The 24,028-nt window shown below is 38.1% G+C and carries 14 protein-coding genes; 5 read left to right on the forward strand and 9 right to left on the reverse strand.

Going from position 1 to position 24,028, the window contains the following annotated elements; all coding sequences use genetic code 11:
- Positions 1 to 2 precede the first annotated feature (2 nt).
- Together AC2JBO_RS04730 and AC2JBO_RS04735 are read left to right on the forward strand one after the other, a co-directional pair.
- Entirely contained in the window at positions 3 to 2,732 is a 2,730-nt protein-coding gene (locus AC2JBO_RS04730; RefSeq protein WP_496952476.1) for a pentapeptide repeat-containing protein, read from the forward strand.
- 190 nt (positions 2,733 to 2,922) lie between these two features.
- On the forward strand, positions 2,923 to 3,909 hold the full coding sequence (locus AC2JBO_RS04735) for a tetratricopeptide repeat protein (protein WP_496952477.1): 987 nt from the start codon (positions 2,923 to 2,925) through the stop codon (positions 3,907 to 3,909).
- Positions 3,910 to 3,958: 49 nt separating this feature from the next.
- Here the strand turns inward: AC2JBO_RS04735 and AC2JBO_RS04740 are convergent, their stop codons facing one another.
- The 8 genes from AC2JBO_RS04740 to AC2JBO_RS04775 all read right to left on the reverse strand — a co-directional run bounded on the left by AC2JBO_RS04740 (position 3,959) and on the right by AC2JBO_RS04775 (position 15,912).
- Positions 3,959 to 4,237 (reverse strand): hypothetical protein, encoded by a 279-nt coding sequence (locus AC2JBO_RS04740; RefSeq protein ID WP_496952478.1) that lies wholly within the window; start codon positions 4,235 to 4,237, stop codon positions 3,959 to 3,961.
- A 25-nt stretch (positions 4,238 to 4,262) separates the two neighbouring features.
- Positions 4,263 to 7,043, reverse strand: a complete 2,781-nt coding sequence (locus AC2JBO_RS04745) for a CHAT domain-containing protein (RefSeq protein WP_496952479.1) — start codon at positions 7,041 to 7,043, stop codon at positions 4,263 to 4,265.
- Positions 7,044 to 7,096: 53 nt separating this feature from the next.
- Entirely contained in the window at positions 7,097 to 8,161 is a 1,065-nt protein-coding gene (locus AC2JBO_RS04750) for a two-partner secretion domain-containing protein (protein ID WP_496952480.1), read from the reverse strand.
- A gap of 202 nt (positions 8,162 to 8,363) precedes the next feature.
- Positions 8,364 to 10,040 carry a ShlB/FhaC/HecB family hemolysin secretion/activation protein gene (locus AC2JBO_RS04755; RefSeq protein ID WP_496952481.1) on the reverse strand — a complete coding sequence of 559 codons (1,677 nt, stop codon included), beginning with the start codon at positions 10,038 to 10,040 and terminating at the stop codon, positions 8,364 to 8,366.
- Positions 9,991 to 10,797, reverse strand: a complete 807-nt coding sequence (locus tag AC2JBO_RS04760) for a DUF928 domain-containing protein (RefSeq protein WP_496952482.1) — start codon at positions 10,795 to 10,797, stop codon at positions 9,991 to 9,993. Before AC2JBO_RS04760 ends, AC2JBO_RS04755 begins: the two co-directional genes overlap by 50 nt.
- A 16-nt stretch (positions 10,798 to 10,813) precedes the next feature.
- Positions 10,814 to 13,255 carry a CHASE2 domain-containing protein gene (locus tag AC2JBO_RS04765; RefSeq protein WP_496952483.1) on the reverse strand — a complete coding sequence of 814 codons (2,442 nt, stop codon included), beginning with the start codon at positions 13,253 to 13,255 and terminating at the stop codon, positions 10,814 to 10,816.
- A complete protein-coding gene (locus AC2JBO_RS04770; RefSeq protein WP_496952484.1) occupies positions 13,248 to 14,507 on the reverse strand; it encodes a DUF1822 family protein in 1,260 nt (419 codons plus the stop codon). Before AC2JBO_RS04770 ends, AC2JBO_RS04765 begins: the two co-directional genes overlap by 8 nt.
- Positions 14,508 to 14,511: 4 nt before the next feature.
- Complete coding sequence (locus AC2JBO_RS04775) at positions 14,512 to 15,912, reverse strand: sigma-70 family RNA polymerase sigma factor (protein WP_496952485.1); 1,401 nt, start codon at positions 15,910 to 15,912, stop codon at positions 14,512 to 14,514.
- A gap of 649 nt (positions 15,913 to 16,561) precedes the next feature.
- Here AC2JBO_RS04775 and AC2JBO_RS04780 point away from each other — a divergent pair.
- Positions 16,562 to 18,328 (forward strand): tetratricopeptide repeat protein, encoded by a 1,767-nt coding sequence (locus tag AC2JBO_RS04780; protein WP_496952486.1) that lies wholly within the window; start codon positions 16,562 to 16,564, stop codon positions 18,326 to 18,328.
- Between the two features lie 299 nt (positions 18,329 to 18,627).
- Here the strand turns inward: AC2JBO_RS04780 and AC2JBO_RS04785 are convergent, their stop codons facing one another.
- Positions 18,628 to 19,509: an SDR family oxidoreductase gene (locus AC2JBO_RS04785; protein WP_496952487.1), complete on the reverse strand. Its 882-nt coding sequence runs from the start codon at positions 19,507 to 19,509 to the stop codon at positions 18,628 to 18,630.
- An 823-nt stretch (positions 19,510 to 20,332) separates the two neighbouring features.
- On the opposite strand from AC2JBO_RS04785, the gene AC2JBO_RS04790 reads away from it, so the two are divergent.
- Together AC2JBO_RS04790 and AC2JBO_RS04795 are read left to right on the forward strand one after the other, a co-directional pair.
- Positions 20,333 to 20,743, forward strand: a complete 411-nt coding sequence (locus AC2JBO_RS04790) for a helix-turn-helix domain-containing protein (RefSeq protein ID WP_496952488.1) — start codon at positions 20,333 to 20,335, stop codon at positions 20,741 to 20,743.
- A 215-nt stretch (positions 20,744 to 20,958) separates the two neighbouring features.
- The gene (locus AC2JBO_RS04795) at positions 20,959 to 24,024 is read left to right on the forward strand and encodes a type I polyketide synthase (RefSeq protein WP_496952489.1); all 3,066 of its coding nucleotides are present in this window, start codon (positions 20,959 to 20,961) and stop codon (positions 24,022 to 24,024) included.
- The last annotated feature ends 4 nt before the right edge of the window (positions 24,025 to 24,028 follow it).

Below are 24,028 nucleotides of genomic sequence, written 5' to 3' on the forward strand. Positions count from 1 at the left end.
GGATGGAGAATTCTATAGACTTTGCATACCAAGACCTTCGTGGTCGTTCGTTTCGTGGCGCCAATTTAAGAGGTGCCAACTTTAGTAATTGTGACATACGCGGCGCCGACTTTAGCGAAACTACACTGATTGGCGCCAATTTTAGTCATGCAAAAGCAGGGTTGGGAAGTTACCAAAATCTGCTCTTGACAGGAGTAGCTTTAATCTTATCGGGAATTTGCGGATTTGCGGCAGCGTTTTCGGGAGTTATTGCCACAGATTTTATTTACTTTGCTGTTCAGGAAGGATTAAAGTTTACTTTCGTTGCGGGTGCTATTGCCTTAGTAACGCTGATGGTTTTTTGTGTGTTGAGTAATTATCAAACACTCGAAGTTGCATTGGGTGCTTCAGCTGTAGTTGGTGCTGTAGCAATAGCGATAGCTGCTATTAGTGCTATTGATGGAGTAATAGCTGGTTCGGTAGCTGGGGTTTTGGTTGCTGTAAATGTGGCTTTTGGTTTAGTGATGGCTGTTTCGTTTACAATGACGATAATATTAACCCGTACTTTGGGTGTAATTATAGCTATATTTGCTGTAATAGTGGGTGGAATTGGGGGAGTAGGGTTAGGTGCTTTGATTACCAATAATAATAGTGCATTTGTCAGTTCCATTAGTGTGGGAATATGTACAGCGTCAACTGGAACATTTTTAGGTAGTTATTTAGCAAGACAAGTTTTTAATAACGAAGAGAAGTTTTTATTCTTTCGTACCATAGCTGTAAATTTAGCTTCGATTCGTGGTACAAGTTTTATCAATGCCAATTTGACCAATAGCAACTTTCAGCAAAGCGTTCTTAAACACTGCGACTTTAGTAATGCGACTCTTATTCATACAAACTTTCATCTTGCCCAAAAGCTGGATTGTGCGAGAGTTGGCAATACAATTTTAACAAATCCGAAAGTGCGGGAATTATTGGTCAAAAAGCGTGGTGTTAAACAATCATACATTGGATGCAACATTAAAGGTGGCAATTTAGCAGGCGCCGATTTGAGTGAAGCGAACTTTACGGAAGCAGATGTGAGTTCTTCAACGTTCGTGGACGCTATTTTGGAACGAGCCAATTTTACCAAAGCACAAGCGATAAACACAAACTTTCAACACGCAAGACTCACCGCAGCATGTTTGGAAGCTTGGAATATAGATAGTACCACACAGTTAGAAGAAGTAATATGTGATTATGTATATTTATTAAACCAACAAAATGAACGTCGTCCCAGTAGTGGAGTATTTGCACCCGGAGAATTTACTAAATTATTCCAGGTATTTATTAATACAGTTGATTTAATCTTTCAAAACGGGTTAGATTTACAAGCATTATATAGTGCATTGGTAGATGTAAAGGCAGCAAATCGGGAAACTCAGTTAGCGATAAGGAGTATAGAGAATAAAGGGGACTCCGTAGTAGTAGTCAAAGTTGAAGTCACAGAAGAAGCGAATAAAACAAAGATTCACAGTGATTTTACGCAAAGTTATCAGGTAGCACTGCAAGCAATCGAAGCGAAATATCAAGCTCAACTACAAAGTAAAGACGAACAAATAGAATTATACCGTCAACACCAAGCCGATTTAAAGAACTTGATGCAAATGATAGTGGCGCCTGCATCAAAGTCAGAATTACAGGGTAAACTAGTAGTACTCAAAATTGGAGACACTAATAAGTTAAGTGACATTCCTGTAACGCTGCAAATTTCAAACGAGGGTGAAACTCCCAATGTTGAATGTACAGCAAGACTACCAACGGCGCCGCAGTTAGAGATATTATATAGTCAATGGCAATCAGCTTACTATCGTACCTTACTTTCAAGCGCGCGGTTAGAAATACCTGAGATGCAAACAACAAATATTAGTCGTAACGACTATTTACAGGAATGCGAAACATCAGCAAAACACTTTAAACAATATTTAAATCACTGGTTGAATAACTCAGAGTCATTCCGACCTATCAAAGAAAAACTGCTCGAACAATTAAACCCATCAGAAATAATACGTGTTATTCTGCAAACCGAAAACCGCACTTTATTAAAATTACCTTTTCAACAGTGGAACTTTTTTGATACGTACAGAAATGCGGAGTTAGCAATATATACCGCTGCATATAATAGGATAGAGGCGGCGCCAATTGTAAATAGTCGTGTTAAAATATTGGCAATATTAGGAGACAGCACAGGAATAGATGTTAATCAAGATCGAAAAATTCTCGAACAACTACCGAACAGCGAAGTAACATTTTTAGTTGAGCCATTACGGAAACAAATCAACGATGAACTATGGGAGCAACCTTGGGATATCTTGTTTTTTGCAGGACATAGTTATACTAAACAGGAAATAGGTCAAATCAATATAAATAAAAACGAAACGTTGAGTATAGCTCAATTAAAGAATGCATTAAGAAAAGCTATTCAACAGGGGTTGAAGTTAGCAATATTTAACTCTTGTGATGGATTAGGATTAGCGTTAAACTTAGCTGAGTTAAATATACCTCAAATGATAGTAATGCGCGAACCTGTTCCGGATAAAGTCGCACAAGAATTCTTAAAAAACTTTCTCACTGAGTTTTTTAGTGAGAAGAGTTTATATATGTCGGTAAGAGAAGCAAGAGAGAAATTACAAGGATTAGAAAGTGAATATCCTACTTGTACATGGTTGCCTGTCATTTTCCAAAACCCATCACAAACACCAACACGGATTAAATAGGATTCCACAATATAAGTAAAACTGATTACCTAGGTAAGAATTACATTACTGTTTTTAATCTACCCAATTAGACCCAATGGGGAAAAATTAAATTGCATAAGTGACGCGCGCTCAAACGTATTAAGTAATGTGTGGGCAATTTGCTTTCGCTCTTATTTTAATTATACTTGTCGCCATTTATACAAAAAATATGAATTATACACAGGTAGCTACAATTAACAATACTTACAAAAAGTCATTGGTGACTGCTGAAGATTGGTTTGAGGTTGGTAATGAGTTTTATGAGAAGCAAGAATTTGAAGAAGCTTTAGAGTTTTACCAAAAAGCACTACAAATTCAACCTGATTTTTTTGATGCTTTAATAAGTATAGGTTTTATCTTGGGTCATTTTCAACGCTTTGGAGATGCTCTCGAATGTTTTGACCAAGTAATTGCCCACAATAGTAGTCACTTCATGGGTTGGTTTGGTCGAGGTCAAGCGTTGAGATATTTAGGGCGCCCGACAGAAGCGGTTTTGGCTTACAATCAAGCTATCAAAATTCAACCATCAAGTGCTGCACCTTGGAAGTTTCGTGGTTTAGCGTTGGCAGCTTCACAGCTTTACAGTAACGCAATATCATCTTATGACCAAGCACTTTTGCGCTACCGTAATGATTATTATACCTGGTGGATTCGGGGTATCTCGCTTGAGTGTTTGGGAAAAAATGAGGCTGCGATGATTTCTTATGACCAATCAATAGCTCTTAAAGCTGATTTTCATGAAGCTTGGCATTCTCGCGCAGGCGCCTTATGGAATTTGCAGCGCTACGAAGAAGCTATTTTAGATTATGAGGAAGCTATTAAGTGTAACTCTAAACACTGGCAGTCTTGGTATTCGCGCGGTAGCTTATTGCTCAATTTAGAAGACTATGAAGGAGCAATTGAGTCTTATAACCAAGCAATTCATATTCACCCTAAGTATGCTGAAACTTGGAGACATCGTGGAGATGCTCTTTTACATTTAGATAGAATTCAAGACGCATTGACTTCTTATCGACGTGCAATTGAAATTCAACCTGATTATGGTGATGCTTGGTATCAATGCAGCATCGTTTTGACGAAGTTAAAATTATACCACGAATCATTGGCAGCATTTCAAAAGGCTGTTAAAATACGCGAGCAAACAAAAGGTGCGTGACGCTATTAGACTTGCTCTTCGTTTCAAAATTTTGGTAGCGTCACGCACCCTACTCAATTTCAATTTCAGATGCCCAATTACGTATTGTTGAAGTATCTATTGTATTAAGTACTACTTCTTGCGCCCCAAATGCGAGAGTTAACGCTTGCCACCAAAGGTGTTCTGGCGCCAAAGCAACGGCAGAAATAGCTCCCCAACTTCGTAAAATTTGATTGAATAGTAAACGAATACTAGATAAACTTTTACCAATAATCAACTTTTGATCAACAAGTTCAATTTTTGTTTTTGGTGGAAAGCGTAAGTATTCTTCAAATAATTCAGAAGTCATACGATTTTGGATTTTTGATTTGTTTTTATTCTCCAATTAAGGTAAATGCTGCCCAATATAATGGTTCTTTGTCTTCTTTCATTGTTGCTAACATTGCTTGACGTAATGCATAAGCTTTATTGTGATTTTTGTCAAGTGCTTGGTAAAAATATTTCATTAACTTGGCTGTTTGGACATCCCGCACGTTCCATAGCGATACTATCACGCTTTCAACTCCTGCGGAAATAAACGAACGAGATAGTCCAATTACTCCGTCTCCAGATATTCTTCCTTCTCCTGTTCTACATGCACTTAACACAACGAGTTCCGCATTGAGACGTAAATTAATAATTTCGTTTGCTGTTAGTAAACCGTCATCGTCGTTTGATGGAGCAAGGGCAATTGCACCGGGTATTCCTAATCCCTGTAAGGAAACTCTACCATTTGATGTACCATACTCTAACAAACCATGCGTTGCTAAATGTACAAATCTGGCATTTGACATTTTACTGACTATATTTGCTTTTGTTGCGTCGGCGCCTAAAATTGCTGTAGTATTCAATATCTTGGCAATATCCATACTTTCCTGCTGTGCTTCCGGTAATTCTGGTAACTGCTCTAACGGTTTTCCTGGTTCCAAGGATATCTTTGGCATTGTTGGATTGCCGACTATTAGTGATGATTTTACAGTATTCTTGGAAAGGTCATTCTCTGATTTTCTCTTGATTTTTAAAGAGTTGGTTAAATCTAATACCTGAATCGAAGGAGCGGTACGAATAGTGTGTTTTTCGATTAAGTATTTACCGTCTTTGTCTTGGAGCGCAGGAAAGGGTACTAAAAACAGTGAACCTTGAGGTATAAAAATTACATTCTCTTCAGGGTTACTCGGTAAAAGGTTGGCAATCGGTTCAATTAAAAATTGGTGTAATATTTGTCTGTAGTCTTGACTTTTTGAGTTTTTGTTTGATGTTGATGTTGATGTTGATGTTGATATATTATTGTGTTTAAAGGCACGAATTGCCTGCATCTGTTTTCCACAGTCACCAAAGGGGTCTGCAATTAAACACCGAGAAATTTGAATTGCGTCTGTAAGAGTTGCGTTTTTACTCCAAAATGGTTTCAAGTCTACTTGACGAAATGATACCTCTCCTGTAGGTTTTACTACCCATATAAGTAAATCTTGCTCTCGACCTTGCTGTTTTCCGCGCGCTTTAAAGTCGTTATCATGAACAATACTGTATTCTACTAATGTCGCGTTCTGCTCACGAGCTATTTTTTGAATTCTACTTATATTTATTGAGCTACTATTAGATTCGACTGTTACATTTGTTGTAGATGCAATGTTATTATTACCGTCATTGACTCGACTTGCAAGTAATTCTCTAAATGCGCGCGCGCGCGACTGTTCGGAAGCTTCAAGAGCAGCAAGTGGTTTTTTGGCAGCAATTAAAATTTGTTGTAAAAGGTTATAGGTATAAGCTTGAGTATCAAAGATCGAAACTTTGTAGCTGTCATTGAGTCCTGTACGTAAACTATCATAAATTTGGATGGCGTTACGCAGCTTTTGTTCTGCATCGCTGAATTTACCAGCAAGATATAAGGTATGACCTAAATTATTAAGTGTTAAACCATTAATAACAGGGTCTTTTAATTGTTTTGCAATGGCAACGCTTTGTTCTTGATATTCAACAGCTTTGTTGAAGTCACGCAAATCTTGATAAACTAATCCTATATTCCCTAATGCTTCAGCTTCTCTTCTTTTATCACCTGTTGTTCGAGCTATTTTCAGTGCTTGTTCGTAATAACTTTGAGCTTCTTCTATATGAGCATTCAAAGGTTGCATCGTGTGGTATAATGAACCCAAGTTAATCAAAGTACTAGCTTGAATGTAACGTTGATTCAAGTTTTTGCTGATTTGCAAACTTTGCTGATAGCTGGCAATAGCTTTTTTATAATCTGCTAAATTCGCATAAACGGCGCCTAAATTACCGAGCGTTATAGCTTCAACCCCAGGCAGTTTTAATTGACGCGCGAGTTGAATACTTCGGTTGTAAGTATCAACTGCATTATCATAATCACCTAATGTTTCATAAACATTACCTAAATTACCTAAAACCTGCACTTTTATTTCAAGAGCGTTAATTTGACCAGTAATTGCTAAAGCTTCTCTATAATTACCAAGTGCTTCGCTGTATTGTCCCAGTGCTTTGTTAGCTATTCCTAAATTTACCAATGCTTGTGCTTGTGACTTTAAATTTCCTTGTTTACGTGCGAGTAGCAAAAACTTAGACGAGTAGTCAGCAGCTTTTTTATAGTCATGCAAAGATAAATGTACACCACCAAGAGCGCCTAAAGTTGCTCCCTCCCCTGCTTTATCTCCAATTTCCTGGTAAAACAAGAGTGCTTGCTGCCAATTAGAACGCGCGTTTGTAAATTGATTGTTCCGATAATACTGAACACCTTGCTCGAATATTTGGTTAGTAGCAATGATTCTATAATTGTCTTCCTGCTTTACAATTTCAACCTTTGACGTAGTTTCCTCGTTTGGAGCTGGCTGTTTAGTTAGCTGTAATAATGATAAAGAAGGTAAAGAACTCACTTTCAACTCTTCTGTTTTTACTGGTGTTGTAGAAGGAGTTGGAGTCTCTACTGGAGACCTAGAGGGGTTGGTGGAATTATTAACTTCTGTAACTGGAGAATTTGTGGAATTGTTGGTTTCTTTAACTGAAGGTATAGAATTAATTGGTGATGGAGGGGGTGTTAGAGTACTTGGGTTTTGCGTTATTGGTATGGGAGTAGTAATAATATCTGGCAAAGACCCAATCACACCGGAAGTCTGACCTGTATTGCTACCTTCTTTTGGTGTTACGGTGGGAGGAACTAATGGGGGGGAGGAGGAGGAGTTAGATTTGGGTTTTGCGCTATTGGTTCGGGAGTGAGAATAATGTCTGGTAAAGATTCTATGACACCGGAATTATTAATTGAAAAATCTTGTTTCTCTTCTATTTTAATTTGATTGCCAGCAGCAGCAAGGGTTATGTTTTGACCTCCCACATAATTAGTTATGACATCTCCTTCTTTTACCTGTATTCCAGAACCTGTTAATACTACTTTATCTCCGTCGATAGTCACATTTGAAGCGTCGGTAATATTTCCACCCGTTAGCAACTGTGGTAAAGATAAAATCGGTATAGACCAATTATTCGGTAAATTTGGGGATGTTGATAGTGGTTGAACTTCAAGACCGAGGATTTGTCCTGCTTGAGTAATTCTTACAACTCGTTCACCAGAAACAGACGCAACAACAACTTGGCCATCCCAAGAAGAAATTCCTCCTGTGCTAAGAATTGTACCACCTATCAATACAATATTTCCACTGCTTGACAAAAAACCGTTATTCGCAATTACTCCTGGTTGACTCATGGTAAATCCAAACTGATTCGGATTTTCTACTAAATCAGCGTAATTATTGACACCAGTAGCATTAAACCATTGATTTCCAATTCCAATTCCATTTGCAGTTGTTGCGGTAAATGCCGCAGGCACATTCAAATAGGCGCTCCCACCAAATATAATACCAGCTGGGTTCATTAAGTAAAAATTAGAATTACCACCTGTAACCTTAATTGTGCCGTTGATAACCGAGGCATCACCACCTTTAACGCGCGTTAATATATTTTGAATTAATGGGTTTGATAAAAAATTAGCCGTTTGACCTTCGTTTAATCCAAACTTTTCAAAGCTATGAAATAAATTACCCCCTGCTTTGATACCACCTGTTATATTAAGTTCTGACTCATTTTTACTATCAGGCTTGACAATTGTATTTGTATCGTTGTTTGCTGGTATAATTTCTGCTCTAACTATATTGTTACCAATTGTAAAGATAGATGTAGAAATTAATATACTAATAACGCTTAAATACTGTAGTTTTGATTTACACATAGTTATATATACATACTTTCATTCATAGCTTTATTTAATATCTTAGATTTTCGACAACTTTTACGCGCGTCGGGAATCAAGATTTTCCTTTTTGCAAGTTTATTCTAGCTTCGTCTGTTTTATTCATCACATAAAATCTTGATGAAGGAGAAGCAAAATTTGTATGAAGAAACGCTCTGAAGCGGGTTTATTTAAGGTTTATTTAAAAGTTATAACCGATACTAAAATTTAAACCTTGGTCTTGAGCATTATTACCTTTGTCTTTTAGATTTACCAGTGGAAGCGCGTAATCAAGTTTTATCAGCATACTAGGTAGAGGTTCCCATATTAATCCTAACCCTGTGGAAGCGAGAATTTCGTCATTGCTGTCATTATTATTCCAAACGGCGCCGACATCAACAAATGGCGCCAGTTGTAAATTTGGTTGTCCAAGATTATTGCGTTCAATAGCAATACGGTTTTCTAACGATATACGAAAACCGTTATCACCCGCGCGTGCGTTTTGTCGATAACCTCGTAATGATAACCCACCACCAATTATAAATTGCTGTGAAGATAAAAGCGTATCAGGAGTAAGCTGTATATTGGCTTGAGCAATAAGTAAATTATCCCGGTTCAACCGTTGCACCCGCTGAACTTGACCCAACCAACTAAAAAAACGTCCATCAGGTGTAGAATCAGAATTAACCGTGGCATCAAGAATCCCTAATCCCAAACTAAACTGTGATTGTACTGCCCATGCTCCTTGTAAATCGCGTTTTATATAGTCTTGTCCAAATTTTAATACTCTGGTTTTACTGTTGCCTTGGTCAGAGGCGCCATTTCCAAATCCTACACCAACACCATCAAGAAAAGTTTGTCCATCTTGAACACTAAACCCTAAAGATAAAGCAAACTCGGAAGCTGGAGTTCTCACCAAAGGCTGGCGGTAGTTGATTTCGTATAATTTACTATTGGCAGTAATATTAAGCGAAGCAATATCACCTTCAATAATTTTACTATCACTGGGAGCATAACGTAGTTGAAGCGTCCCGTTCATGGCATTTAATGGGACTCTATAGGCAAAGTCAAATGAATTTGCACCCCCAGCAGTGCTACGGTAGTAATAAGCACTCAATTCATCACCAATTCCAGTTAAATTACGGTAGGTAAGAATACCTCCAACTCGTTCGGAACCAACAGCAGGGGGTGAATAATTATCTACACTAGCAAAGCCACTAATTGGATTTGCCTCGGTAACTTTAACTGTTAAAATACTTTTACCAAGTTGACCGCCAGCTTTAAGATTAGCGACAATATTTGTAAATAATGGGTCAGCTTTGAGTAGTCTGAGTTGGTTCTCAAGTTTATCCGCACGTAAAGGTGTGTCTGTACTAAGACGACTACGAATATAATTAGGATTTAATCTCGAAGCGCCAATAACTTCGATTTTTTCTAAAGAGCCTTCAATAACTATAATTTTAATAATACCATCCGTTATCGTTTGGTCTGCCAGAACTGCCCTAGAAGTGATATAACCTCGATTTAAATAAGTTTGAGTAATAGTATTGGCTAAACCGATAAGTTGTTTAAAAGTAAAAGTTCCAATAAAAGGTTTGGTAATAGTCGCAATTTCTTGCTGAGTTAATACTGTACTGCCTATAACCTCAACTTTACGGATAGAAATATTAACATTACGGACTTCGGGAATATCTAGCGGTGGGGGAGTTGGAATAATAGGTGTTTGGTCGTTGGGAGTTAATGGTTCGGGTATTGGTTGCGGTTGCGGAAAACGGTCTATATTTGGGTCTGTTTTTTCGTTACCTGGTGTTTGAGCTATGGTTGGGCAGTTAGCGACAAGGATACATACTGTCAGAGGCGCCATGATATACTTCAGCAAGTTTACAATTCTCCTCTTTTACTTTTACCAATTGATATAAATTAACTTCGGGTGATTGAAGTAAATCTTGCCAGTCCCGTTTAAGCTCTGTATCTTCTGGTTGATTACGAATTTCGGTAATTAAAGCTGTCAGCATATCAAACCACAACCCACTTTCACCATATATTGCTATTCGCTCACGCTGCGTTGTTGCCATGTTTAATTGTTGCTCCAAAGAAGGCGTCACCGCAACTCTTTCCACATATCCATGAACGAAAACGCTTGCTTGTGTTGATGAGTCACAAGAAAACGACAATACCCATCGGTATTGTCTCCCAACTTCTAACGCTACATTTCGCGGCAAATCAATATTAGTAATTTCCTGTACATTACTTAGTACATCTGTTGTATAAATAATATTATCTTCCTCGTCGAGCAATTGGAATTTTCCAAACGCACCCGAGTTTGCTTTATAAGGTATATAAAACCAAAAAGTGGGATATTTTGCAACAGTGAAGCCAATGTTTGTAGGAGGAACTAAAGCAACAAGACGACCATTCAAAGGTACACATGCACTTCTTGACCCCGCATCTGTCCGCTGACCTGGGGCGCCTTTTGGAGGTAATCTATATTTTATCGCAGGCGGTTTTCGTAAACGATTGCGAAATGTTGAATAGGAACTTGGAGTAGATTGTGCTGAGACAACAAAGGTATATGTTAGCACTAAGGAAGCAAAAGCCAATACACTCAAGCGAATGCACCAATTTTTTCGAGTCATAACAAGTAGCTCGTTTTCAAAGTCTTTGATAAGCAGAAACTACAATTGCTGCAAACGCAATTGCTAAAACTGCGGGTATAAATGGAATCCAAACACTTTGTATTACAAATAAGCTACAACAAATAAACCAAATAAAGCAAATGATGCCCACTATCAAGAAGACTTTAAGTGCTGGTTTTTTGTAATACAGAGCGATACAACTACCAACAACAGACCAACTCCATATCCAAATTGTTTCCAACCAAGTAAACCAAATTCTCACAAAAGGTCTTTTATCCTCAACACTACTGATAATCTGACTTATCATTTGTGCTTGAATTGACACACCAGGCATTGTTTGGTCAAGCTGTTTACTTAAACTATACGGGGTATAAAATTGGTCTTTATAAGTTACAGCATTAGTACCGATAATGACGATTTTATCTTGAACTAAATTTGTGTCGAATTTACCCTGTAATACTTGCTTTAATGTAAGTTTGTTCGCTATTTGACGCGAACGGTAATTCAACATAATTTGATACCCTTTATCTTCTATACCTTGGTATCCTCCCCAGTAACTAGTAATAATTGGCATCGTAATATTACTATTATCACTAATATTACTTTTATTACCAAGTACAACTTGATTATCCTTAATAAATGGCGCCACATTTTTACCTTGTTGGTGTAAGAAATGTAACGCTATTTGAAAACTAAAGGAAGTTTCGGTAGGACAAGGAGAGTCCAAGTTAGGAGTCATTTGAAACACATGACGACGTAGTACACCGTCATTATGGTCAATAACAACATCACTAAATCCTAAACGTTCATCTGGAATTTCTGAAGCGGCGGCAACACCAGGATGTTGAATTTGGGGGTCGTTATGTTTACATATAGCGAAGAAGTTTTTATTGCTGGCTAGTTTGGATGCTAAAGTTGTTTGTTGAATGGGAAAGTCATGATAGATATCTAAGCCGATAACGCTAGGTTTCAGTGGTTCCAAGCGTTTTAGCACTTCAGTTAAAGCAATATCCGCCAAGGAACCTTGCCGCTCATAACCTAATTGATTTTGGTATTGTAAATCTTCTTCCGTTACTTCTATTATGAGTAAGCGTGGGTCTACACCTTCATCCGGTCGTAATTGAACCATTTGGTCATACAACTTTAACTCCAAACCTTCAAACATGCCTTCATGGTGCCCACCTATTACTACCATCGTAACGGCAAAACTAATCAATAGTGCGCTGTACACTCGCTTTTTCCAAGCTTGGCGCCGTGGTCTTGGATATTCAGTCGGATACAAAACTGGAGAAGCTATATTTTTGTTTACCCCATAGCTCCTATGCATTTGTGCCCAACTCAAAGGAGCATAGGCAGGGTTTTGACATATTACTGGCAACCAACTGGCGCCTGGAAAATCACTTTCTAATCCTTGTAACTGTTCGCGTGCGTACCGTACAGCTAAATAAAATGATTGTCCTGCAGCAAACTCGGTCAAAAAACGTTTGAGAAATTCTTGCGCGACTGTATCAGGAACAGGTTCACGCATAACAATAGTTTGAGGTATATTTAAATCATCAAGCTGCTTTGCTAGTCCCAACCCATCACAGGAGTTAAAAATTGCTAGCTTCAAACCACGCTCGATAGCTATTCGTAATGAATTTTTTAACTGTAATATTGTGATTTCAGTCGAGTTTATATATAGATAACCTGTTTTACCATCTTCTTGAGTTAAACTATGGCCAGCGAAAAATAAAATATCCCATCCACGTTTATCCCAAAGGTATTCGTCAAGCTGTTGACGACTCGGCTGTTCAAGAAATACAATTTCTGGATTATTGGGTAAAGTCGCTAAAAATCTTCTATCAGCATCAATATTAATTCCGTCACCGTCTCCTAAAATTGCGAGTACTCTTATCCTATCCGCATTTGAATTAACTTTGACTTCAGATTGAAACTCGATAGGACTCAAAGCAATTTCTGCTCTTTGGTAATCATTGAAAAAATGCCAAATATGCCAAGGCAGTTTTCGGAGGTTATAATCTTCTGTTTGAATAATGAAGCGTACTTCATCTGTTTTAGATAAATATGTTCGCAACTGAGATTCAATCGAGCGAAACTGCTGACAATCTAACCAGTTGTCAATATTTCTTTGTAATTCTTTACAAACTTCGTCAAAATCAGCATCAGAAATATGAGTAACATCAGACTCATCAACTTCAAGACCATCATCTTGGAGTTGAGTTATCGACTGAACAGGCATTATGCGTAAACCAATATTAATCGAGCGCGCTTCATAAAGTAAATCATAAAGTAGTTGCCAGCGTCGATATAAATTAGTAATATTTGGTGCAGGAGGTAAACTACCTTGAAACTGCCTCCATCCGGATGTTTCATCTTCTTGCAACTGAACCGTTACAAAAGGAAAACCAGCTTCTAGTGTTCCTCTTCCCAGGTTCAAAACAACTAGCTTACTCATATATAGCTGGCGCCGTCGCTTCAATTACAAAATCTTCAGTAATGCTAAAATTATTGATTGAGACTTGAATTTTAAAACTTTTTCCCCTAATACAGGTAAAGCGTTTTAATTGGAGACAGTTGTCTTGAATGCGAGACTTAAGCTCTTGAACAGTTGTTCCTGACTGGGAAATTAATTTGAGTTCAATATCTTCAGGTAAGTAAGTTTGTCCACCTGCTGGATGTAATTGAACTTTAATCCCGACTTTACGCTCATCTTCAACAGTTAAACCAACTAAAAGCGCTACAGATTGATTACCAAGCTGGATTCCTAAGTCTATAACTTTAACTCCTTCGACAGATACTTCTCTGGTAACAAGTTCACGTTGTCTAAATGCAAAGCTTAATTGTTTAGACTCCGACCTTAACGCTTGAAGAGACTGCCAACCAGCATGATATATTTGTTCAAACCAATTTTGTAGATTTATTAAGCATATATTTTTTGGTGCATCAGTATTATTTTGGCGAATTGAGCCATTAATTCGTGAGGAATGCAAAAACTGGCGCCACTCTTGGTTATCAAGAAGTTTAGCCCATTGTTCAAAGGTAATATCACCGTGTAAACGTGGTGAATAAATAGATGTGTTGCTAAGAAGTGCTAATATCTTTTGAGCTTCAGCAGTGGGTAGACTGGAAAGTTCTGCGACTTCTTCACGAACATTGAGTTCGAGGGTCAACAGCATAACGGTAATGCTTGCCGTTAAATCTTGCACTGGTAGAATATAGGAGCGCTCTAGTGAATTATACTTGCCGAAGTTTTTAAGTTGACGATGAGTTGCGAAACCGCATACTCTTATCCATCGTTCATCGGAGTCGGCGCCTAAATGTAATTGAACAGCTAAATAGTAGTCACCAACAAAAGATGGTATATCTACCCATTCTTGAGGTACAGATAATTCTTCTAACTCTTCGGTTTCGGTAGGAATTAATATAATCCGTTTTTTCTCAACAGCGATAGCGGCACCGTTTAAGACTTCCCACAAACTAGGTGTATCCATTTGAACTGTAGGTGTTACATCAGAAGAATCTGCAAACCAATCAGTTAGCCAATTAATAAAGCTGTATAAACAGACTTGATTCAAATAAGAATTGTAACGTGCTAGCGTATTTGAGTAATTTTGAGAATTGTGCCAAGCTTTGGAATGCTCGGTATCGGATATATCTAACCATAAACACTTGCGACTGTCCATCTCTAGCTCGTTTACATAATTCATAAATCTAACCTCTATTATTATTCGATTGGAGATTTTCCAACGATTTATCCAACACCATATTTATCGTTTTTGAGATTGTGATGTCATTCGTTAAAATACCTAACTTTTGGCAAGTGAGTTTCACCGACATTCGACAGAATTTTGATAACCATAATCGTAAATATTTATTTATATATCCATCAATAGCTTGCATTAACGCTAATTCCAATTTTGATTTAGATGTGCGTAGAAGTGCAGCTAGTTCCAGAGAACTAATATTATCAAGATTTTGGGCGACAATTTGTGAGTCAAGTTTTTCTCCATAAGTAAGTCGAAGTACATTTTGTTCTTTTGGTTCTAATTTTTTGATAGCTTGAACTAAAGCGACGTGAACCAAGTCTAAATTATCAGGGGATGAATAATTCTTAATTAACCATCCAGAGATATAATTAGTTACCCACTGCGTTGGTTGACTCAAAGCCAAAACAGTTTTTAACAGCTTCATTTCAACGGTTTGAAGGCGCCGAGCAATTGCACCTTGAGTAACTTCGTAAATTTCTGCGATTTGCTTCTGCTGTAATTTCAAACCATAATAAAGCAGTACTAATTTTTGTTGCTCGTGCTTTAATAAAAGAAACTGTTTGTGTAATGCTGTTTCAATTTGCTTGACTGAGCTAGCTTGTGGCGCCTCTTCTTCGATATTATGAATAGAAAGGGGTTCGTGATACTCAATTTCACTACCTTTTTCCCGTAAAGCCTCAATTGAGAAAGAGGGTGTAATTGATTTAGGATAGTTATATAAGGCAGTGATAGAAGTTTTCATCCACAATTTCAACTCTTTACCAGTAACGTTACTGTTAGCGCTGACTTCATGTGGTGTAGACGAAAGTTGCTTTTCTAAATTGTAAAAATTAGCAGCTTCGTTAAAATCATTATCATCCGGTTCTTCCCATTTTTTACCCGCTGGTTTATTCGGGTTTTGAATTTTATTTATTTGATATACTTGTTTAAAATATTTACGTGCAAAAACAATTCTAGATATCTCTGGCTCATATATTCCAGTTCGCAACAGTGCTTCTTTCAACTTATTATCACCTGCTTGGACTAACAGACGCCAGTGAGAATACTTAGCAACCAAAGTTTGGTTTTTAATAGTATTCATCAAAATTTTGGTAATATAAGTATCGATAGAAGAACTATCAGGATTATATTTTGCTAAGATTTGTTCAAACCGATTAAAATCGTAAACTAAATACCTTGATAAAAATATATAATCTTCCCAGGATTTGGAAGTATCATCTTTCCAAACTTGAATAGCGGCACGATAACAAGATTCTTCGCAATAAAAGCGAATATGTTCCCAGGCTTTTTGAACGCGGTTATCTGGTTCCCAGTCTTCTTTAACAGGTTTATTATACAGCGCCATATCTATCCAAAAGTGTATCACCTCCTTTGGCTCCTTTTGAAGAACGCACGACGTAAATTTTATATGTTTGTTTTTATATAATTCATAATTGCTTTTCAAACTTAATTCAGATTTCCATTTCAGAGACAAATCTCCTTGCTTATTTTCTACAGTTAAGTACATATAAAAGTGTTCACCATTTTGACGTGTGGGTAGTCTAGGTATTTTTATATACATGCTAGCCTCTGAAAGGAAAGTACAAATATTAAAGTATTAACATCGTAGTTTGTAATGTTATCATAAGACAAAAATTACTCGTATTACAGTTGGGATGGCAGTTAGGATTATGTAGTAAGTACTAGGGTAGGCTAGTACGATAGCTTACAAGTCTATTAGTATTCCGCAAACTGCTATATGAGGTTTTGGCGCCAAAAATCAAAAAAATCACAAAACCGGGTAAACATTGTAGGGTGCGTAACGCGATAACAAACCCCAACGAAGCAAAAATCATGTAGCGTTACGCACCATCTTCACGGTCAACATTATTACCACAGAGACACAGAGTGTCACATACCAAACAGTTTTGCATAAGTTGTAAATATTCAGAAGTAGTAGGTAATGAGTGAGCAAGTAGCGTTCGCTCGAAAGAAGTTGTTCTACATCCCAACTTATGAACTACTCACACGTATCTACACTCAAAGATTTGTACAAAAACTCGTTAGTCACTGCTGAAGACTGGTATCAGTTCGGTAATCAGTTTTATGATAATCAAAAATACGAAGAGGCTATAGAGTGTTATCAACAGGCATTGCAAATTCAGCCTGATTATCTTGATGCTTTGATAAATACTGGCTTTGTGCTGGGCAACTTGCAACGCTACAGTAATGCTTTAGCAGTGTTTGATCAAGTAATAAATCTTAATAATGGTAATTATATGGGTTGGTTTGGTCGGGGTCAATCGCTAAGGTATTTAGGGCGCCCGACGGAGGCAGTTTTAGCTTACAATCAAGCCATCAAAAATCAGCCTGATAGTGCTGCACCTTGGGTTTATCGTGGTTTAGCATTAGTAACTTTGAACTTTTACGCTGATGCTGTTGCATCTTATAACCAAGCTTTGCAACGTAACCGAGATGATTATAATACGTGGTGGCTTCGCGGAATTGCGCTCGACTATTTACGACAAAGCGAAGCAGCGCTTATTTCTTACGACCAGTCAATTGCTTTAAAACCAGATTTTCACGAAGCTTGGCACTATCGCGCGGGCGCCTTATGGTATTTGGAGCGTTACGAAGAAGCAATTTTAGATTATGATGAAGCGATTAAGTGTAACCCTAACTACTGGGAGTCATGGTATTCTCGCGGAAACTTACTGCTCAATTTAAATGAGTATGAAGGAGCAATTGAGTCATATAACCAAGCAATAGACATTGAGCCGAATTTTGCCGAAACTTGGAAAAATCGTGGAGATGCGCTTTTCCAACGCGACAGCAAGCAAGATGCATTAACTTCTTATCAACGGGCAATTGAAATTAAACCAGATTACGCCGAAGCATGGCATAAATGTGGTTTAGTATTAATAGATTTACAATTATACTCAGAGTCACTAGCTGCATTTCAACAATCAGTCGAAATAAATCCTAATTTACCTGCATCTTGGTTTGGTTGCGCTTACATATTACAAGAACTTAAACGTGATGAAGAAGCGCTAACCGCCTGTGACTGTGTAATTGCCCTGCAACCAGATTACCAAAGAGTATGGTATATTCGCGGTAACTCGTTAGGCGCCTTGAAACGGTACGAAGAAGCTGTTGTATCTTACGAACAAGCAATTCGCTTAGAACCAGAGGAAGCTTGTGCATGGAACCTACGCGGTCTAGCATTATATCATTTACAACGCGACTCTGAAGCACTTATCTCATATGACCGCGCGATTGAATTGTGTGAAGATTATGGCGATGCTTGGAAAAACCGTGCATTTTCATTATATTATTTGCGAAAGTACGAAGAATCTATATTAAGCTGTGACCGCGCGATTACTCTTGGACAAGGAGACAACTATTTAACGTGGTTTTATCGTGGTACTGCTTTATTTGAATTAAACAGAAACGAAGAAGCATTAATTTCTCTCAACCGTTCAATACAACTAAAAGCAGATTATCCTAGTGCCTTATATTATCGTGGTAGAGTACTACATGCCTTAAAGCAATATCCTGAAGCAGTTTCATCATTTGACCAAGCATTGCGGCTAAACTCAGTTTTTGTTCTAGCATGGTTATGGTGTGGTAACAGCCTCAACGAACTAAAACGTCTTGATGATGCCATCTACGCATACGACCGAGCAATTAAATTAGACCCAAATTGTCATACAGCTTGGCTAAACCGCAGTAATGTAGCGCGCGCTTTAGAACAACGTACACTAGCTCTTTCATGCCATTGAATTGTATGGTGGGCAATGCCCACCATACAATTCAACGCGAACTAGAGTACTATGAATTAGGCGCCTGAAACCCTTATTCTTGCGTTACCCACAAAGTAGGTTTTTTAGTTAACCACCCAATTTAATTACGAGAGCATATAAAAAATGGTCAATATGGCGCCAATAAAATTGTTAATTTTTTTGAAGGATATGCCGCAAGTCTTGTTGTTGAGAGGTTAATTGGACACGTATTTTAGGTAAATATTTTGGTACTAGTGTTCGCGCCATCAAGGGCTGGCAATGCCCATCTTACTATAAAATTAACTATCCGTTACATCCGTTGCCAGTTCTTGTTTTATTGATAGTGGTTCATATCCTAAAGCAAATGCTTTTGTACTATCAAATGAAACATCAGCAGGTCGAGGCGCCGACATTTGGACATCTTGCTGTTTACAAGCTTTCAAGTTTGCTAGTGGTAATTTAAACGCCTCTACCATCAACAGTCCAAAGTCATAGCGAGATATTCTTTCTTTGCCACCAAGGTGAATAATACCGTTAAAATTTTTCTCTATCATTAATAATAAACCCTTTGCGGCAGTAGTTCCACTAACAGGCGTTCTATATTCATCTGTAAATAGTTTTAACTCTTTGCCTTCTTGTAAAGTTCTAATAAACCCCTGCATGAAACTTGCTGCTGTCGGAGTTGCGGCGCCAAACATTAATGGCATTCGACATACAGCAGTTTGGGGATATTGTTCTAACATCGCTTGCTCTGCTAAAACTTTCTGTTCACCGTACAAGTTCACAGGGTTTACAGCATCTGTTTCTTTATATGGTGCATTTTTACCATCGAATACAAGGTCTGTTGAAGTAAATGCACATGGTATGGAATATTCAGCACAGAGTCTTGCGATATTCTTCGATGCTGTTACATTAATTGCGTGAGACTCTTCTGGATGACTTTGACAGTAATTTGGTTGGGAAAGTGCTGCTGTGTGAATTACTGCGTCGGGTTTAATATCTATGAAGATTTGTTTCAGTTGTTGAGAGTCTGCTAAGTTTACCTTGAATAAACTGGCGCCGTTAATTTCCTCTAGCGGGTGAGAATTATATGTGCCGTAAACTTGGTATATTGATTTTGCTATCTGGATAATATACCATCCCAGAAAACCACTGGCGCCAGTAACTAGTAATTTTTTCATAATTAACAGGAGTAAGGGAAGAAGTTTGTATCTTTATAGTTATGTAACTCCAACGGCTAACCGTTACGGCTAAAAATATCAGGATACTTCTGATGTACTGTCAAAATCAATAATTCTATTAATTGAAGTTTAGATTAATTTTACAAATAAAATAGCCAAACCCTTTTCCAGCAAGGATTTAATGATTTATTGGTTATTTTAAATTCCACAATCTAAAATGCTTAGTACACAAGGGTTTATCTTGAAAAATAATTTAGTCTCAACCCTGCATCTATCTGAAGACATAATTAATACTCTGCATTGAAATCCTATTGTTAAGAATTGAAAAGAAAAAACATTTATTATTAACAAATAAAAACAAAGATAACATTTTATGTCAAGTGACGAATGTAACTTTGTAGTACCACTTGGTAATGTGAGGTAAATCACTCAGTAACAAGCTTCAAATGGACTAAAAACGTTCCTAAACCGTAGTTGATCCCGATTTATTAAGCAAATACTTAAATGTAAGTACGATTAGTTGGGTGCATAAAAGCATCAAATAGCAACGTATAAAGACAGGAGTAGGAAAAGATTATTTTCAGTTACAGGGTGACGAAAACCTCTGAACATAACACACAGCAAGAATAAAGTCTTGTTTTTTGTTAGGAAAGGTTCTCAATTTACTTCTATTTTTTTCCTTGTCACTGTTCTGTAGTTCTGACTGCATAAAGCTTTGGAGCTAAATTGCTCCGAACTAAGTATTGAAGGACTATTTATGTCTGGTAATCAGTTCAAAACACCAAATGATTGACTGACCAATGTATAAATCAAAAAGGAAGCTATGAAAAAAATTCTAGTGACTATACACAGTATACATGAACTATATAATATTCTTCCATCCGACCCACAGTTTATAGCAGTTTTCAACTTTATCGAAAACAATTATGAAAAACCAATTACCCTTAAAGATGTTGCTACGGCAGTTAATTACTGTCCAACTTATCTTACTAATCTAGTCGGACAGAAAACAGGGCACACAGTGCAAGCCTGGATTATAAAACGCCGAATGGCTGCTGCTTGCTCGTTGCTTCTAGAAACTGATGAAAAAGTCGAGAATATCGCTTCAAAGGTGGGTTATAAAAATGTAGTTCATTTTTTTCGCCAGTTTCGCCAATATCATGGAATGTCTCCCCTCATCTGGAAAATGGAAGCTCAACTAGCTCAACCAGAAATTAGACAAAACAAACTTTAGCTTCATCGAAGGATATGTTATTGTCATCACAAGTTTCATCTTGTAAGTTAGTAAATATAAGCTTTGTACGAGTTAATTTTACTCTTAGAAGGCTCATGTTAAATCTTTTATATTATTCACAACTATTTTCTACTTTTCACAAGTAGAATCATTTCACTCACGCAGGCGAAAAATTTTCTGATTTTGACAGTAAAGTAGGTCAAATAACTAATACAATGTACAAGAAAACAGATACCTCTGTGATTGCAATTATTGGTATGGGTTGCTACTATCCTGGTGCCCATAATTTACATGAACTCTGGTCAAATATATTAGCAAAGCGGCGCCAGTTTCGACAACTACCAAATGAGCGATTGCCTTTATCGGACTACTACGATTCAGATCCGGCAACAGCAGATAAAACTTATGGTAATCGTGCAGCGGTAATAGATGCTTTTGAATTTGATTGGGTCAGTAAGCGTATACCTAAATCAACAGTAGATTCAACAGATATTGTTCACTGGTTGGCACTTGAGGTGGCATTAAAAGCTTTGCAGGATGCTGGATATACTCGTGAAAGCATTGCAACCGAACGTTCTGGTGTTGTGCTAGGTAATACGTTGACTGGAGAACATACCCGTTCCAACACGATGCGATTACGTTGGCCTTACGTCAGGCGAGCTTTGCAGGCAGCGGCTAAGGCGAAAAATCTACCATTAAAAACGGTGTCCGAGCTTGTAGAAACTATGGAGCAGTACTACAAATCTGCATTCGCACCAATAACCGAAGATACATTAGCTGGTGGTCTTTCTAATACAATTGCTGGCAGAATTTGTAACTATCTTAACTTCCACGGTGGTGGATACACGGTAGATGGAGCTTGTTCTTCTTCACTAATTGCTGTAGCTACTGCTGCTTCTGCTCTTGCTAATGGCGACCTTGATGTTGCTCTAGCAGGAGGCGTTGATATTAGTCTAGATACATTTGAACTCGTTGGATTTGCGAAAACAGGCGCCCTTACCAGTCAGGATATGACTGTCTACGACCGTAAGGCTAGTGGCTTTATTCCAGGAGAGGGGTGTGGCTTTGTTGTATTAAAGCGTTTAGAAGATGCGCGAGCAGCAGGCGATTATGTATATGCGTTGCTGAACGGCTGGGGTATATCATCGGATGGTAAGGGCGGAATTACAGCACCTTCAAAAGAAGGTCAAGCTCGTGCGCTAAGACGTGCTTATGACAGAGCTGGTTATAGCCCCCATAAACTGAATTTTATAGAAGGACACGGTACGGGAACCCCTGTAGGAGACCGCACAGAACTCGAAGGAATTGCTCTAGCGATGAATTTTGATGGGGAAATAGCCCCTCGCAGTTGTGGTATTACTTCCTTCAAATCAATTGTAGGACATACCAAAGCAGCCGCAGGCATTGGTGGATTTATTAAGGCTGTTATGGCTGTAAATCAGCGCATCATACCACCAACAGCATCCTGCAAAGACCCTAATCCGGTGTTCGATACTTCAGTTCAATCTATTTATCCAATTCTACAAGGACAAATCCGCAAACATACTGATAAGATTGTAGCTGGTGTTTCGGCAATGGGGTTTGGTGGTATCAACTGTCATGTCACAATTTCTTCTGGAGATTCTCCTGCAACTCATCTAAAACCATCTTTAGAGGAACGGGCACTGCTAGTTTCCCACCAAGATACTGAAGTTTTTGTCTTAAGTGCAGAATCTATACAAGCGTTGCTACAACGCATCCAGGTAGTTATAGATAAAGCAACTGGTGCAAGTATAGCAGAGGTAGTTGATTTAGCTGCACAGTTAACATCAGAAATAAATTCATCTTTACCTATTCGGGCTGCGGTAATTGCTGATAAACCATCTTCTGTTGTGGAGCGCCTTCAGCATCTCTCTAAGATGCTCAACGATAACCCCCCTGGTAAAGAAGAAACTTTGACTTCTCCGCAGAAAGACATTTGGGTATCGAATGCAGTAAAGCGTTGTAGAGTTGCTTTTTTATTTCCTGGTCAGGGGTCACAAAAATTGAATATGGCTCGTACCTTAGTTGAACGTTATTCTTGGGCAAGAGAACTTTTGCATCAAGCTGACCAATGGCTTGAAGAAATAGGGTTTGAGCCAATTAGCGATTTAATTTATCGCCCTCTAGACCAAGCTGTAAATAAAGAACAGGTACAAGAGTGGTTTCAGATGTTGACCCGTGTTGCTCCACCCGCTATATGCTTTGCTTCCTTAGTTTGGAAACGCTACCTTGAATATCTTGGAATTAAGCCAATAGCTGTTGGAGGCCACAGTCTTGGGGAATTAACAGCTTTTAGTGTAGCGGGAGCTTTCGATGAAAAAACTCTAATCTGCTTTGCTGCTATGCGCGCGACCGCAATGTCTGCTAATACAGATAATCCTGGTACTATGGCAAGTTTAGCCTGTTCCCAAGATATTGCTCTTCAAATCTTGTCAGAAATTCCTGGCTATGTAACCGTAGCAAATATTAACAGTCCAATCCAGACTGTTATATCTGGCGAACAAGGTAGCGTGGAAGCTGCTATAAAACTTGCAACTGCTCGCGGTATAGAAGTACATCCTTTGGCAGTCGCCAATGCTTTTCATTCTCAGATGATTACTCGTGCTAGTGAATACATGCTTGTAAAAGCACCTATTCCAGAGCAACTAACAGAAATATTGATACCTTTGTTTTCGAGTGTTGACGGAAAGCAAGTTCAACCTGGAATCAATTTGCGGGAATACTTTGCAAATCAGATGATTTCACAAGTTAACTTCATTTCTTTGGTGCAAACAATTGCACAAACATGCGATTTAATGGTAGAAGTTGGTTCTGGTAAAGTTCTTAGTGGTCTAGTAGCAGCGAATGCAAACGAAAATTACCCCTATTGTTTTTCCGTTGAGTCTAAGCCAGGAATTGACAGAGAATTCAACATCTTTTTAGGTAGTTTCTTTGTTCATGGTGGAACAGTCAAGTGGGAAGCACTTTATGAAAACCGTCTTGTGCGTCCGTTTATTCCAGCATCACAACGTCTTTTTATAGACAACCCGTGTGAAAGGTCTTTTCCACTATCCCAAGAGCAAATAAATGCTATCGAAAATGTTACTAACACCAGCAATATAACTGATTCAACTCTCATAACACAGGAACTAGTACCGCAAACAAGCAACGAATTTGTTGAGGCACTGTCTGCATACTTCTACCAACGTAGCTCATTTTTAGCTGAATTAATTACGGCTGATATCGAGACCCTGCAATTCCAATCAAATAGCAATAAATAAAAGT

The organism is Calothrix sp. CBUCES-K 9914, assembly GCF_059640475.1.

Excerpts from the sequence above, each read along its gene's own strand:
- AC2JBO_RS04775 (WP_496952485.1), bottom strand. The coding sequence starts at position 15,912 with ATGGCGCTGTATAATAAACCTGTTAAAGAAGACTGGGAACCAGATAAC.
- AC2JBO_RS04735 (WP_496952477.1), top strand. The coding sequence starts at position 2,923 with ATGAATTATACACAGGTAGCTACAATTAACAATACTTACAAAAAGTCA.
- AC2JBO_RS04750 (WP_496952480.1), bottom strand. The coding sequence starts at position 8,161 with ATGTGTAAATCAAAACTACAGTATTTAAGCGTTATTAGTATATTAATT.
- AC2JBO_RS04730 (WP_496952476.1), top strand. The coding sequence starts at position 3 with ATGGAGAATTCTATAGACTTTGCATACCAAGACCTTCGTGGTCGTTCG.
- AC2JBO_RS04790 (WP_496952488.1), top strand. The coding sequence starts at position 20,333 with ATGAAAAAAATTCTAGTGACTATACACAGTATACATGAACTATATAAT.
- AC2JBO_RS04760 (WP_496952482.1), bottom strand. The coding sequence starts at position 10,797 with ATGACTCGAAAAAATTGGTGCATTCGCTTGAGTGTATTGGCTTTTGCT.
- AC2JBO_RS04795 (WP_496952489.1), top strand. The coding sequence starts at position 20,959 with ATGTACAAGAAAACAGATACCTCTGTGATTGCAATTATTGGTATGGGT.
- AC2JBO_RS04765 (WP_496952483.1), bottom strand. The coding sequence starts at position 13,255 with ATGAGTAAGCTAGTTGTTTTGAACCTGGGAAGAGGAACACTAGAAGCT.
- AC2JBO_RS04785 (WP_496952487.1), bottom strand. The coding sequence starts at position 19,509 with ATGAAAAAATTACTAGTTACTGGCGCCAGTGGTTTTCTGGGATGGTAT.
- AC2JBO_RS04740 (WP_496952478.1), bottom strand. The coding sequence starts at position 4,237 with ATGACTTCTGAATTATTTGAAGAATACTTACGCTTTCCACCAAAAACA.
- AC2JBO_RS04770 (WP_496952484.1), bottom strand. The coding sequence starts at position 14,507 with ATGAATTATGTAAACGAGCTAGAGATGGACAGTCGCAAGTGTTTATGG.
- AC2JBO_RS04780 (WP_496952486.1), top strand. The coding sequence starts at position 16,562 with ATGAACTACTCACACGTATCTACACTCAAAGATTTGTACAAAAACTCG.